Genomic DNA, 15,130 nt, shown 5'->3' on the forward strand with positions numbered 1-15,130 from the left:
CTAAGAGTTTTAATCATTTGATACTTTAGCGATGCGCCCTTGTTCAATATAAACAAGCAAGATTGAAATATCAGCTGGGTTGACTCCAGAAATACGTGAAGCTTGCGCTACCGTTAGTGGACGCACTTGGTTTAATTTTTGACGGGCTTCTGTAGCTAAACCGTTAATTGCATCATAATCGATATAATCAGGAATCTTTTTGTTTTCTAACTTCTTCAAGCGTTCAACTTGTTGAAGTGATTTCTGAATATATCCTTCGTATTTCACCTGAATTTCTACTTGTTCAGCTACTTCAGGATCTACCGTCTCATCCGCTGGTGCTAATTGATGAATATGAGTATACGTCATTTCAGGGCGGCGAAGTAAATCTGTCGCACGAATGCCATCTTTTAATTCGCTGCCGCCAGCTTCTTTAATCAGTTGTTGAACAGCTTCATTCGGCTTAATAATAAAAGAGAAAAGACGTTTCTTCTCTTGCTCGATTTCCGCTTTCTTTTGTTCAAATTTAGCATAGCGCTCATCGCTGATTAATCCTAGTTCACGACCAATTTCAGTGAGGCGTAAATCAGCGTTGTCGTGACGAAGCAATAAACGATATTCTGCACGCGATGTTAGCAGACGATACGGTTCATTTGTTCCTTTTGTTACTAAATCATCCACCAATACACCGATGTAAGCATCAGAACGTCCTAAGATGACTTCTTCTTGTTCCAGCGCTCTTCTTCCCGCGTTAATTCCGGCAAGAAGACCTTGGCCTGCAGCTTCTTCATAACCAGACGTTCCGTTAATTTGTCCAGCCGTATAAAGATTTTTAATTTTCTTCGTTTCCAGCGTTGGCCATAACTGAGTCGGAACAATTGCATCATATTCAATAGCATAGCCCGCACGCATCATTTGGACTTTTTCAAGGCCAGGAATTGTTGCAAGCATTTGACGCTGTACGTGCTCAGGAAGGCTTGTTGATAGTCCTTGAACATATACTTCTTGCGTATTTCGTCCTTCTGGCTCTAAGAAAATTTGGTGACGCGGTTTATCATTAAAGCGCACAACCTTATCTTCAATAGATGGACAGTAGCGTGGTCCAGTACCTTTGATCATCCCAGAATACATAGGGGATAAGTGGAGGTTGTCATCAATAATTTGATGCGTTTGTTCACTTGTATATGTTAACCAGCAAGGCAATTGATCTGTAATGTACTGTGTTGTTTCATATGAGAAAGCACGAGGCACATCATCCCCAGGCTGAATCTCCGTTTTGCTGTAATCGATAGTTGAGCTATTAACACGAGGTGGAGTTCCTGTTTTAAAACGGACCATGTCCAGTCCTAACTCCTCTAAGTGTTCAGAAAGCTTAATAGCCGGTTGTTGATTGTTAGGACCGCTTGAGTATTTTAGTTCACCTAAAATAATTTCCCCGCGTAAGAATGTTCCTGTCGTAATAACAACTGTTTTAGCTTTATACACAGCTCCCGTTTGAGTGACAACACCTGTACATACACCGTCTTCTACGATTAACTGTTCTACCATGCCTTGCATAAGGGTTAGGTTTTCTTCATTTTCTAACGTTTTTTTCATTTCATGCTGATAAGCAAATTTATCTGCTTGAGCTCTAAGTGCTCGAACAGCCGGACCTTTTCCTGTGTTTAACATTCTCATTTGAATATGAGTTTTATCGATATTTCTACCCATTTCTCCGCCAAGAGCATCAATTTCACGTACGACAATACCTTTTGCAGGACCACCTACAGAAGGATTGCAGGGCATAAACGCCACCATGTCTAAGTTGATGGTCAACGTTAACGTTTTAGCACCCATACGCGCAGAAGCAAGCGCCGCTTCACATCCTGCATGACCTGCTCCAATGACAATAACATCATATTGTCCACCTTCATATTGCATAATAGTAGCCTCCTTTAATAATCTATTTTCCTAAACAGAATTGAGAGAACAACTGATCAATTAAGCTTTCGTGAACAGCATCACCAATAATTTCACCTAATAGTTCCCACGTTCTTGTTAAATCAATTTGGACAATATCGATTGGAACACCACTTTCAATACCTGTGATGGCCTCATCGATAGCTCCTCTTGCTTGCGTTAAAAGCGCAATATGTCTCGTATTAGATAAATATGTTAAATCTTGAGATTCAATTGTTCCTTCAAAGAAAAGAGCTGCGATTGCTTCTTCAAGCTGATCCACTCCTTGTTCTTGAAGAAGCGAAGTCGTCACTACTGGATGATCACCAGCAAATTGCTGCACTTCCTCTAGATTAATTTTTTGCTCAAGATCTGTTTTATTCACAATGACAATAACGTCCATGCCTTCTACAGCTTCAAATAGCTTTTTATCTTCGTCCGTTAATTCTTCATTGAAATTCAACACAAGCAAAATTAAATCCGCTTCTTTCAAATACTGACGGGAGCGTTCCACACCAATTCGTTCTACAATATCTTCTGTTTCACGAATTCCAGCTGTATCAACTAATCGTAGAGGAACTCCTCGCACATTAACGTACTCTTCGATCACATCTCGCGTCGTTCCAGGAATGTCTGTGACAATAGCCTTTGCATCTTGCACTAAACTATTTAGAAGAGAAGATTTCCCTACATTAGGACGTCCAATAATAACCGTAGCTAATCCTTCTCTTAAAATTTTCCCTTGATGAGAGGTTTGAAGAAGCTTATCAATTTCTTGGCGTACATTTGAAGCTTTTTCGATCAACACTTGGTGAGTCATTTCCTCTACATCGTCGTATTCTGGATAGTCAATGTTCACCTCTACATGGGCAAGTGTTTCGAGAATTTCCTGGCGTAAATGACGTACTAGCTTGGACAAACGCCCTTCCATTTGGCCAATTGCCATATTCATCGCTTTATCTGTTTTGGCACGAATTAAATCCATTACAGCTTCTGCTTGTGATAAGTCTACTCGACCATTTAAAAATGCTCGTTTTGTAAACTCACCTGGCTCGGCTAAACGGGCACCATTTGCAATAACTAACTGCAGCACACGATTAACGGATACAATTCCTCCGTGACAGTTAATTTCAATAATGTCTTCTCTAGTAAATGTCTTGGGACCTTTCATAATGGAAAGCATCACTTCTTCAACGACTTGCTCCGTCTTGGGATCTACGATATGACCGTAGTGAATAGTATGAGAAGCTACGTCTGTTAATCGTTTATTCGAAACGCTTTTAAAGATACGATCTGCAATCGTAATTGCTTCTTCACCACTCAGGCGGACGATGGCAATAGCTCCTTCTCCCATTGGTGTAGAAATGGCCGCAATTGTATCAAAATCTAGCACCAACTTCACCTCATTTCATTTTATAAACCTTTTATTTTAAACGATGTTATATACTATCATCGTTAACAATTTTCTACGAACAAAAACATCTATTTTAAGGCCCGTGATTTGTATGAACCAAATAAATAGAATACCACAATTCACCGATTTGGAACATCTCTAACGTTCTTCTGTTATGCACAGCAAGAAAAACAGGCAGTATGTACTATTTTAACTTATCCACATGTGAATAACAACGTATGCATCTTGATTTTTTTGAACGCTGGATCGATAAAAATAAGCATATAAAAAAGCACTAGCTTATTTTGCTAGTGCTTTTTGGCAACTGGCTGAACCAAAATACTTCTTTTGGGTTCTTTGCCAACGGATTGTGTCTCAACTAAAGAATTTTTAGCTAACGCTTGGTGAATCATTTTTCTTTCATGGGAAGGCATTGGTTCTAGTTGAACAGATCGATTCGTTTTAATCGCCTGATTAGCTATTTTTATTGCCAGTTTTTCGACCATTTCTTTTCGTTTTTCCCGGTAGCCTTCTGGATTTAAGACAACATTTAAAAATTGCTGACTGTATCGATTAGCTACCAATTGTGTGAGAAGCTGGAGCGCATTGAGGGTTTGCCCATGTTTTCCAATCAACATTCCCGCTGAATCGCTACTAATCTCAATTATGCAGTTTCTGGAGGTTTTTTTGACGTTCGTATGAATCGAAATCCCCATTTCACGGCTAACATTTGTAATAAAATGAACCGCTTCCTCTACAGGGTCAACTATTTTTGTAACTTTTACAACTGCGGGTTTTCCCTTAAAGATTCCTAAAAATCCTTTTTTACCTGGTTCAATTATTTCTACATTTGTTTGATTTCGCTCTACTTCTAAAGCATTTAATGCTTCTTGAACAGCAGCTTCAATCGTCTGGGCCGTAATTGTGATTTCGTTCATTTTTTAACCCCTTCAATATTCGCTTGTTTTAAGTCTGGCCCTTTAATGAAGTAGGTTTGAATAATCATAAATAGATTTCCCACTACCCAATAAAGAGATAAGGCGGCTGGAAAATTGATTGCAAAAACCACAATCATGATCGGCATAATCCAAAGCATCATAGCCATTTGAGGATTTTGATTTGCATTTCCGGCCATCATCATCTTTTGCTGAATAAACGTTGTGATTCCTGCGACAATTGGTAAGATAAATAGCGGATCACGCGCACCTAAATCAAACCATAAAAAGCTGTTGTTTGCGATTTCCGAAGTTCGTGTAATCGCGTGGAAAATCCCAATAAGAATGGGCATTTGAATTAGAATTGGGAAGCACCCAGCTAAAGGATTTACTCCGTAAGTTTGGAATAATGCCATCGTTTCTTTCTGCAATTGCTGCTGCGTCTGGGCATCTTTTGAACTGTACTTCTCCTTTAACTTCTGCATTTCGGGCTGAAGCATCTGCATTGCTTTCGTGTTTCTCATCTGTTTGATCATAAGCGGTAGAATAAGTAAGCGAATCAGGATCGTGACAACGATGATCGCAACTCCATAGCTTTTAAATACCTCCGCCAGATACGTAATGACTAATGACAGCGGATACACAACATACTCATTCCAAAAACCTTTACTATCATCTGTAATAGGTTGGTTCATTTCCGTACAACCCGCTAAAACAGTTAATAGAAAGATAAGCGTTATCCCTAAAAACAACTTCTTCTTCACCTGTTTTTCCTCCTTCTACATGTTCACCTTTCAATTCTGAAAGTGCGTCAAAATCCATTATATAAGGATGCGGTAGAAAAACAACAGCTATTAAAGGCTTTTCTTCTATTGTTTATTAATCGTTTTGTCTATGTGTAAGTAATTTGCCACGCTTAAAGACATGCTGCAAACTGCTTTTAATTTCTTCATAGCTCATTGTTGCAGCAGGCTGCCTTGCAATTACAATATAATCTTTGTCTTGCTTTAAATACGGTGTGAATTCAAACATAATTTGTTTAGCAAGGCGCTTAACTCGATTACGAGTCACGGCATTTCCAATCTTTTTGCCCACGGAGAATCCTACGCGGAAATGTTCTTGATCCGGTTTGTCTAGAACATACAAGACAAATTGGCGATTCGCTACGGACTTGCCCTTTTTAAAAACGGTTTGAAATTCATCATTCTTTTTTATACGATATCTTTTTTTCATTTTTAACAACTCCTGCCCTTTTTCAGGTCATGCTTTTATGTAGTCCCTACAGGAACAGAGGTGATTTTAGCCTTAGAAAGCGAAAAAAGACCACTGGCGTCAGTGGTCTATTATGCTGATAATACTTTTCTTCCTTTACGACGACGACGAGCTAAAACTTTACGTCCATTCGCTGAGCTCATACGAGCGCGGAAACCGTGTACTTTACTGTGCTTACGTTTGTTTGGTTGGTAAGTTCTTTTCATCTATAAACACCTCCTCGAGGAATAACTGAAAAAGACAGTCCTTGCAATTATAATGAAAAGACTAAGAAGATGTCAATGTTATTTAAAAAATAAAATTTTCAATCTCTTGGTTTCATTATCTGTTTTACTCAATCTTCTTCATTCTAATATCTTTATAACCCAATTGTCTATACCTAATCAATAAAATTCATTGATTTATTAAAGAAAAAATTTTTCCTTTTCATCTCTTTTTCTTTCTCTACCAGCTGCGATTGCATCGTTACTGAACAAAACTACAACAATAAATGTTATAAAAAGCCTCTTTTTTATTCAAATTCTTCTCTTAAACCTTTGTGGATAAGTTTTTTCGACATTTTTCTACTTTTCCATTTCTTATCGACAACTCATGCACACTATCTTGTGTTGTGGAAAACTTTTCTCCACAAGGTGTAGTGATTGTGGATAAGTTTCGAAAATTCATTGCATCATGCCGAATTCTTTGATATTATATTTTTGTTTTCACTCTTAATTACTTTTCCACAGTTGGTTTTTATCCACAAACTGTGGACAACTTGTGGACATCATTTCCACTATCACTGTATAAAGTTATCCACACCATGTGGAATCTGTCGAATAGTCGGCTTTCTTCTATAATATATATTTACCCACATAATAGCAATTGTATAAATATAAATTTTTTATGCATAAGGTTTTGTACAGGTTGTACAAGGGTTGTACAAAGCGCATGAAAACTAGAAAAAGGAGGGGTTACTCGTTGGAAAACATTCATGATTTATGGAACAGAGCTTTAGATCAAATTGAAAAAAAATTAAGCAAACCTAGTTTTGAAACCTGGCTCAAATCGACAAAAGCTCATGCTTTGCAAGGAGACACGCTCATTATTACTGCGCCTAATGATTTTGCACGGGACTGGTTAGAATCTAGGTATTCTAATTTAATTGCTGAAACACTTTACGACCTTACGGGGGAAGAGTTAGATGTGAAATTTATTATTCCTCCTAACCAGGCCGAGGAAGAATTCGATATTCAAACTCCTAAAAAGAAAGTCAATAAAGACGAAGGAGCAGAATTCCCTCAAAGTATGCTAAATTCGAAGTATACCTTTGATACATTTGTTATCGGATCTGGGAATCGTTTTGCCCATGCAGCTTCTTTAGCAGTAGCAGAGGCGCCGGCTAAAGCGTATAATCCGCTTTTTATTTACGGGGGAGTAGGATTAGGTAAAACACACTTAATGCACGCAATAGGCCACTATGTGTTAGATCATAATCCTGCCGCTAAAGTCGTGTACTTATCATCTGAAAAATTCACAAATGAGTTTATTAACTCTATTCGTGACAATAAAGCAGTAGAATTCCGCAACAAATACCGCAATGTAGATGTTTTACTGATTGATGATATTCAATTCTTAGCGGGTAAAGAGCAGACACAAGAGGAATTTTTCCATACGTTTAATACGCTTCATGAAGAAAGCAAGCAGATTGTCATCTCAAGTGATCGACCGCCGAAAGAAATTCCTACACTTGAAGATCGACTTCGTTCTCGCTTTGAATGGGGCCTTATTACAGACATCACACCACCAGATTTGGAAACACGAATTGCTATTTTGCGTAAAAAAGCAAAAGCGGACGGCTTAGTTATTCCAAATGAAGTTATGCTTTATATCGCCAATCAGATTGATTCAAATATCAGAGAATTAGAAGGAGCACTTATTCGCGTAGTAGCTTATTCTTCACTAATTAATAAAGATATAAACGCTGATTTAGCAGCAGAAGCATTAAAAGATATCATTCCTAGTTCAAAACCTAGGGTTATTACGATTCAAGATATCCAACAGATTGTTGGACAAGAATTTAATATAAAATTAGATGATTTCAAAGCGAAGAAACGTACAAAGTCAGTAGCGTTTCCTCGACAAATTGCCATGTACCTTTCTCGCGAACTAACGGATTTTTCGCTTCCTAAAATTGGAGAAGAGTTTGGCGGGCGAGACCATACTACGGTCATCCATGCTCATGAAAAAATCTCAAAACTTGTTCAAACAGATACTGACCTACAAAAACAAATTAAAGAAATAAGTGAATCACTAAAAATATAGGCTTTTTTTACTTGTATTTTGTGTATAAGTGAGTTAGGATTGTACACAGTCTGTCCACATGTGGATAGGCTGTGTTCTCACGTTTTTAGGGGTTATCCACATTTCCACAGCCCCTATTACTACTACTATCTTAAAATATAATAAATAATAAGCTTTTAAACCTACTTTTAAGGAGGATTAATTATTATGAAATTTATCATACAGAAAGACTACCTAGTTCAAAGCGTTCAAGACGTTATGAAAGCTGTATCTTCTAGAACAACAATTCCAATTTTAACAGGGATTAAAATTGTAGCGACTGAAGAAGGTGTTACTTTAACCGGAAGTGATTCCGATATCTCTATTGAATCGTTTATTCCAAACGAGGAAGAAGGAAAAGAGATTGTTGATATCCAAAAACCAGGAAGCGTTGTTCTCCCAGCTCGTTTCTTTAGTGAAATCGTCAAAAAGCTTCCTAAAGACATCGTAGAATTGGACGTCCAAAGTCACTTTTTAACAATCATTCGTTCAGGAAAAGCTGAATTTAACTTAAATGGTTTAGATGCAGAAGAGTATCCTCATTTGCCACAGATCGAAGAAAACAACATGTTTAGATTACCGACAGACTTATTAAAAAACATGATTCGACAAACTGTCTTTGCAGTGTCCACCTCAGAAACACGACCTATCTTGACAGGTGTAAACTGGAAAGTCGACGGCAAAGAATTAACGTGTATTGCCACTGACAGTCATCGTCTAGCTTTGCGAAAAGCGACCATTGAAACTGGAAATGAAGCAACGTATAATGTGGTTATTCCAGGTAAAAGTTTAAGTGAATTCAGTAAGATCCTTGATGATTCTCATGAATTAGTAGACATCGTTATCACGGAAAATCAAGTATTATTCAAAACAAAACACTTACTATTTTTCTCAAGATTGCTGGACGGAAATTATCCTGACACTTCAAGATTGATCCCAGCCGATAGTAAAACGGATGTTATATTGAACGTAAAAGAATTTTTACAATCGATTGACCGTGCTTCTTTATTAGCTCGTGAAGGAAGAAACAACGTAGTAAAACTATCTACGCTAGATGAAGGAATTGTTGAAATTTCTTCTAACTCTCCTGAAATCGGAAAAGTAATTGAAGAGGTACAAAGCCAGTCTATCTCAGGAGAAGAATTAAAAATTTCTTTTAGCGCAAAATATATGTTAGACGCATTAAAAGCGCTCGAAGGAACAGATATCAAAATTAACTTCACTGGTGCGATGCGTCCATTTGTCATTCGAACATTAGAGGATGATTCAATGCTGCAGCTGATTTTACCAGTGCGAACATATTAAATCTCAGAAAGCTACTAGCATGCCGTACTAGTAGCTTTCTTTTCTCAAGAAGAATTATTTAGTAAAATAGAGATACATCATTAGAAAGTGAGAGAGTCGCATGAAAACAGAGGTTAAAATTTCAACTGAATACATTACGCTTGGCCAGTTTTTAAAACTAGCAGACGTCATTCAAACAGGTGGAATGGTAAAATGGTTTTTAAGTGAGCACGAAGTATATGTGAACGGGGAGCTAGAAGAGCGCCGCGGACGTAAATTATATGCAAATGACGAAGTGGATATACCGGCTGCAGGATCATTTGTTGTTATTACTTAAAGTTGGTGAAACGTTTGTATATTAAAGAAATTACTTTAACAAATTACCGAAACTATACGAAGACAACGATTCCCTTTGAAAATAAAGTAAACGTCATTTTGGGTGAAAACGCACAGGGTAAAACAAACGTGATGGAATCGATCTTCGTATTATCTATGGCTAAATCTCATCGTACGTCCAACGATAAAGAATTAATTAAATGGGACTGTGAGTATGCAAAGCTATCGGGCATTGTAGAAAAGCATAGAGGGCCCGTTACACTGGATTTAGTCATCTCAACAAAAGGGAAAAAAGCAAAATATAATCACATTGAGCAGAAAAAACTCAGTCAATATATAGGGTCAATTAACACTGTCATGTTTGCTCCGGAGGATTTGAACCTAGTTAAAGGGAGTCCGCAAGTAAGGCGCAAATTTATCGATATGGAAATTGGTCAAGTTTCGCCTGTTTACATGCATGATTTAAGCAGGTATCAAAAGATTTTGCAGCAAAGAAATCAATATTTGAAGCAGCTGCAGACAAAAAAACAAACGGATCTTTCACTTTTAGACGTACTTACGTTACAGTTAAGTGAAATGGCAGCGAAAATCTTAAAAAAACGTTTTGAGTTTTTACAGTTACTCCAACAGTGGGCAGAGCCTATTCATAAAGGGATCAGTCGAGACTTAGAAACATTAAAAATTGAGTATAAGAATTCAATTGATGTATCAGAAGATGCAGATTTGTCGAAAATGTTAGAAGCATATCATCAAAAGTTTGATAAAATAAAAAGTAGAGAAATTGATAGAGGTGTCACCTTAGCAGGACCACACCGTGATGATCTTCTTTTCTACGTTAATGAAAAAGACGTTCAAACATTTGGTTCACAAGGGCAACAGCGGACGACTGCTTTATCGTTAAAGCTTGCTGAAATTGAGTTAATTCATCAAGAAGTAGGTGAATATCCAATTTTGCTTTTAGATGACGTATTGTCTGAATTAGATGATTTTCGTCAATCACACTTGCTAAATACCATCCAAGGAAAAGTTCAGACGTTTGTAACGACAACGAGCATTGAAGGAATTCATCACGAGACCTTAGAAAAAGCCGCTACATATCATGTAGAAGCTGGCCAAATTCAAAAGGTCAAATAGCAATTGATCTGTCTAAAAACTTTTCACAAGGCAATCTAACTGAAATATGATATCATTATAGTTTTAAGTCTATATATTTCAACTCGTACCCTCGATTATGAAAATTTTGTGCATAAGTAAACAAATGGCAAATACATTAAAGGCTCCGTATTATTTCCACATAATATTCGAAAAACATAATACAAAATGATAAATACAGCAGTTTGCTGTTAAAAAAAAGTGTAGGTGATACATTTGACGATGGAACAAAAAGAAGTACAAGCATATGAAGCTGATCAGATACAAGTATTAGAAGGATTAGAAGCTGTTCGTAAACGTCCGGGGATGTATATTGGATCAACGAGCGCAAAGGGTTTACATCATCTTGTATGGGAAATTGTAGATAATAGTATTGATGAAGCGCTGGCCGGCTATTGCGATGAAATTAATGTTATTATCGAAAAGGATAATAGTATTACAGTCAAAGATAACGGTCGTGGAATTCCAGTTGGTATTCAAGAAAAAATGGGCAGACCTGCCGTTGAAGTTATCTTAACGGTTCTTCATGCCGGAGGTAAATTTGGCGGCGGCGGCTATAAAGTATCTGGTGGATTACACGGTGTAGGTGCCTCAGTTGTTAACGCACTTTCTACCTCTTTGGAAGTACACGTACATCGTGACGGTAAAGTTCATTATCAAAAATATGAACGAGGTGTACCGGCTGCTGACTTAAAAGTAGTTGGAGAAACAGATAAAACAGGTACTGTTATTCAATTCCATCCAGACGGTGAAATTTTTACAGAAACGCTTGAATACGATTTTGATACGTTAGCTAATCGTCTGCGTGAGTTGGCTTTCTTAAACCGCGGCATTAAAATTACGATTGAAGACAAACGTGAAGAAGATAAAAGACGTGAATACCATTACGAAGGCGGAATTAAGTCTTACGTTGAACACTTAAACCGTTCGAAAGAAGTGATTCACGAAGAGCCGATCTATATTGAAGGTAATCGAGACAACATTTCTGTAGAAATTGCTATTCAATACAACGATAGCTACACAAGTAATTTATATTCTTTCGCAAACAACATTCACACATATGAAGGTGGAACGCACGAAGCAGGATTTAAAACAGCGTTAACGCGTGTAATTAACGACTATGCACGTAAAAACAGCGTATTTAAAGATAGTGACGCCAATTTAACGGGTGAAGATGTTCGTGAAGGAATTACAGCTATTATCTCTATTAAGCACCCAGATCCGCAGTTTGAAGGACAAACAAAAACAAAGCTGGGAAATAGTGAAGCAAGAACAATTACTGACTCTGTGTTTGCAGAACACTTAGAAACTTACTTGCTAGAGAACCCTATTGTGGCGAAAAAGGTAATTGAAAAAGGTTTAATGGCTGCAAGAGCAAGAATGGCAGCTAAAAAAGCTCGTGAGCTTACAAGACGTAAAAGCGCACTTGAAATTTCAAACTTACCGGGTAAATTAGCAGATTGTTCATCAAAAGATCCTTCTATTAGCGAACTCTATGTAGTAGAGGGTGACTCTGCCGGAGGTTCAGCTAAGCAGGGAAGAAGCCGCCATTTCCAAGCTATTTTGCCTTTGCGCGGTAAAATTATCAACGTAGAGAAAGCGCGTTTAGATAAAATTTTATCTAATAACGAAATTCGTACAATCATTACCGCTCTAGGAACGGGTATTGGTGACGATTTTGATATTTCGAAAGCCCGCTACCATAAAATTGTGATTATGACAGATGCAGACGTAGATGGTGCGCATATTCGTACGCTTCTTCTAACGTTCTTCTATCGCTATATGAGACAGATTATTGAGCACGGATATGTGTACATTGCCCAGCCGCCGCTTTACAAAGTTTCACAAGGTAAAAAAGTAGAGTACGCGTACAACGATCGTCAATTAGAAGAGGTATTAGCTTCTTTCCCTGAAGGCGCAAAACCAAACCTTCAGCGTTACAAAGGTCTAGGAGAGATGAATCCTGAACAATTATGGGAAACAACAATGGATCCAGAATTCCGTACCCTTCTTCAGGTGAACTTGCAAGACGCAATTGAAGCTGATGAGACATTTGAAATTTTAATGGGCGACAAAGTAGAACCGCGCCGTAATTTCATTGAAGAAAATGCTCAGTACGTAAAAAATCTCGATATTTAAATGAACGGTAATACCCTTTATATTTTTTATAAAGGGTATATAAACGTCAGGATAGAGATAGGTTCTATCCTGCGTTTACATATATATGAATTACTATACTGAACTTCGCGAAGGAGGTTCTTATCGATGTCAGATAAACCAAACTCTCAAATAAGAGAAGTAAATATTAGTCAAGAAATGCGCGCATCCTTTTTAGATTATGCAATGAGCGTAATTGTATCGCGTGCTTTACCAGATGTAAGAGACGGACTTAAGCCCGTGCACCGTCGTATTTTATATGCAATGAATGATTTAGGTATGGGATCGGATAAGCCATATAAAAAATCAGCTCGTATCGTAGGAGAAGTAATTGGTAAGTATCACCCACACGGTGACTCAGCTGTATATGAAACAATGGTTCGTATGGCACAAGATTTTAGCTATCGTTATATGCTAATTGACGGTCATGGAAACTTTGGATCTGTTGATGGAGATGCAGCAGCAGCTATGCGTTATACAGAAGCAAGAATGTCAAAAGTTTCGATGGAACTGTTACGTGACATCAATAAAGATACAATTGATTATCAAGATAACTATGACGGTTCTGAACGTGAACCAATTGTATTACCTGCTAGATTTCCAAATTTACTTGTAAACGGTTCAGCCGGAATTGCGGTAGGTATGGCGACAAATATTCCTCCGCATCAGTTAGGGGAAGTCATTGACGGCGTTTTAGCTGTAAGTCAAGACCCTGATATCACAATTGCAGAGTTAATGGAGATTATTCCAGGACCGGATTTCCCAACTGCAGGACAAATTCTTGGCCGCAGCGGGATTCGTAAAGCTTATGAAACTGGGAAAGGTTCTATTATTGTTCGCGCAAAAGTAGAAATTGAAGAACAAAACAATGGTAAACAAACTATTATTGTTCATGAACTTCCATACCAAGTAAATAAAGCAAAGCTAATTGAAAAAATTGCCGAGCTAGCTCGTGATAAGAAGATTGATGGAATTACGGACTTACGAGATGAGTCTGACCGTTCGGGTATGCGTATTGTTATTGAAGTAAGACGTGATGCAAATGCAAATGTTTTATTAAATAACTTATATAAGCAGACATCTCTTCAAACAAGTTTTGGTATTAATACTCTTGCATTAGTAGATGGACAGCCAAAAGTATTGAACTTAAAGCAATGTCTACAGTACTATTTAGACCATCAGGTAGTGGTGATTCGTCGTCGTACTGAATTTGAACTTCGAAAAGCCGAAGCACGCGCGCATATTTTAGAAGGTTTAAAGATTGCTCTTGATAATTTAGATGCTGTTATTGCTTTAATTAGAGGTTCTCAAACAACAGATATTGCACGTGAAGGATTAATGACGCAGTTTTCGTTATCTGAAAAACAAGCGCAAGCTATTTTGGATATGCGCCTGCAGCGTTTAACAGGATTAGAGCGAGAGAAGATTGAAGCGGAATATCAATCTTTATTAGCGCTAATTGCTGAATTAAAAGCTATTTTAGCAGATGAAGAAAAAGTATTAGAAATTATTAGAGAAGAACTAATAGAAGTAAAAGAAAGATTCAATGACGGGCGTCGAACAGAAATCGTAAGCGGAGGAGCTGAAATTATCGAAGACGAGGATCTGATTCCTCGCCAAGATATTGTTATTAGCTTAACGCACAACGGCTATATTAAACGTTTGCCTGTTTCTACGTATAAGAGTCAGCGAAGAGGCGGAAGAGGTATTCAAGGAATGAATACAAACGAAGATGATTTCGTTGAACATCTTCTAACAACGTCTACTCATGATACGATTCTCTTCTTTACAAATAAGGGAAAAGTTTACCGTACGAAAGGATACGAAATTCCAGAGTATGGAAGAACAGCTAAAGGGATACCTATTATTAACTTATTAGAAGTAGACAAAGGTGAATGGGTAAATGCCATCATTCGCGTCGATGAATTTGTAGACGATTGGTATCTATTCTTTACTACAAAACAAGGAATTTCTAAGCGTACACCTTTATCTTCTTTTGAGAACATTCGAAATAGCGGACTTATCGCCTTGAATTTAAGAGAAGAAGATGAATTGATTTCTGTTAAATTGACAGATGGTAAGCGCGATATGGTTATTGGAACGAAGAAGGGTATGTTAATTCGTTTTAATGAAAATGATGTTCGTTCAATGGGACGTACAGCTACTGGAGTTAAAGGGATTACTCTCGATTCAGAAGATGAAGTAATCGGTATGGAGATTCTCGAAGAACAATCAGATATCTTGATCATTACGAAAAATGGTTACGGAAAACGTACGCCGATTGAGGAATATCGTGTACAAACAAGAGGCGGTAAAGGTTTAAGAACATGTAATATCACTGATAAAAATGGTGATGTTGTCG

General features: G+C 37.6%; 12 protein-coding genes (1 of these 12 only partly in view). 6 read left to right on the forward strand and 6 right to left on the reverse strand.

Annotated elements, in window-relative coordinates:
- Positions 1-9: 9 nt before the first annotated feature.
- The 6 genes from mnmG to rpmH form a co-directional block, all read right to left on the reverse strand.
- Complete coding sequence (gene mnmG, locus NST66_RS25710) at positions 10-1,899, reverse strand: tRNA uridine-5-carboxymethylaminomethyl(34) synthesis enzyme MnmG (RefSeq protein ID WP_013059925.1); 1,890 nt, start codon at positions 1,897-1,899, stop codon at positions 10-12.
- A 22-nt stretch (positions 1,900-1,921) separates the two neighbouring features.
- Entirely contained in the window at positions 1,922-3,310 is a 1,389-nt protein-coding gene (gene mnmE, locus NST66_RS25715; RefSeq protein ID WP_028411914.1) for a tRNA uridine-5-carboxymethylaminomethyl(34) synthesis GTPase MnmE, read from the reverse strand.
- A 308-nt stretch (positions 3,311-3,618) separates the two neighbouring features.
- On the reverse strand, positions 3,619-4,248 hold the full coding sequence (gene jag, locus NST66_RS25720) for an RNA-binding cell elongation regulator Jag/EloR (protein ID WP_325076162.1): 630 nt from the start codon (positions 4,246-4,248) through the stop codon (positions 3,619-3,621).
- Complete coding sequence (spoIIIJ, locus tag NST66_RS25725; RefSeq protein WP_028411912.1) at positions 4,245-5,009, reverse strand: YidC family membrane integrase SpoIIIJ; 765 nt, start codon at positions 5,007-5,009, stop codon at positions 4,245-4,247. Before spoIIIJ ends, jag begins: the two co-directional genes overlap by 4 nt.
- A 115-nt stretch (positions 5,010-5,124) precedes the next feature.
- Positions 5,125-5,478, reverse strand: coding sequence for a ribonuclease P protein component (rnpA, locus tag NST66_RS25730; RefSeq protein ID WP_013059929.1), 354 nt, complete (start codon positions 5,476-5,478; stop codon positions 5,125-5,127).
- 110 nt (positions 5,479-5,588) lie between these two features.
- Positions 5,589-5,723: a 50S ribosomal protein L34 gene (gene rpmH / locus NST66_RS25735; protein WP_013059930.1), complete on the reverse strand. Its 135-nt coding sequence runs from the start codon at positions 5,721-5,723 to the stop codon at positions 5,589-5,591.
- Positions 5,724-6,477: 754 nt separating this feature from the next.
- Between rpmH and dnaA the strand changes: the two genes are divergently transcribed.
- The 6 genes from dnaA to gyrA all read left to right on the forward strand — a co-directional run.
- A complete protein-coding gene (gene dnaA / locus NST66_RS25740) occupies positions 6,478-7,821 on the forward strand; it encodes a chromosomal replication initiator protein DnaA (protein ID WP_028411911.1) in 1,344 nt (447 codons plus the stop codon).
- A gap of 186 nt (positions 7,822-8,007) precedes the next feature.
- Positions 8,008-9,144, forward strand: a complete 1,137-nt coding sequence (dnaN, locus tag NST66_RS25745) for a DNA polymerase III subunit beta (RefSeq protein WP_013054821.1) — start codon at positions 8,008-8,010, stop codon at positions 9,142-9,144.
- Positions 9,145-9,244: 100 nt separating this feature from the next.
- Positions 9,245-9,460, forward strand: a complete 216-nt coding sequence (gene yaaA, locus NST66_RS25750) for a S4 domain-containing protein YaaA (protein WP_013054822.1) — start codon at positions 9,245-9,247, stop codon at positions 9,458-9,460.
- Positions 9,461-9,474: 14 nt separating this feature from the next.
- Complete coding sequence (gene recF, locus NST66_RS25755; RefSeq protein ID WP_013054823.1) at positions 9,475-10,593, forward strand: DNA replication/repair protein RecF; 1,119 nt, start codon at positions 9,475-9,477, stop codon at positions 10,591-10,593.
- 240 nt (positions 10,594-10,833) lie between these two features.
- Positions 10,834-12,750 (forward strand): DNA topoisomerase (ATP-hydrolyzing) subunit B, encoded by a 1,917-nt coding sequence (gyrB, locus tag NST66_RS25760; RefSeq protein ID WP_028411910.1) that lies wholly within the window; start codon positions 10,834-10,836, stop codon positions 12,748-12,750.
- Positions 12,751-12,876: 126 nt separating this feature from the next.
- Positions 12,877-15,130, forward strand: the 5' portion of a protein-coding gene (gene gyrA, locus NST66_RS25765; RefSeq protein WP_028411909.1) for a DNA gyrase subunit A. Its footprint extends 257 nt past the window's final position; only the first 2,254 of its 2,511 coding nucleotides appear in the window; the start codon lies at positions 12,877-12,879; its stop codon lies off the right edge, out of view.

The sequence above is a fragment of the Priestia sp. FSL W8-0524 genome (assembly GCF_038005965.1).
Classification (GTDB): domain Bacteria; phylum Bacillota; class Bacilli; order Bacillales; family Bacillaceae_H; genus Priestia; species Priestia zanthoxyli.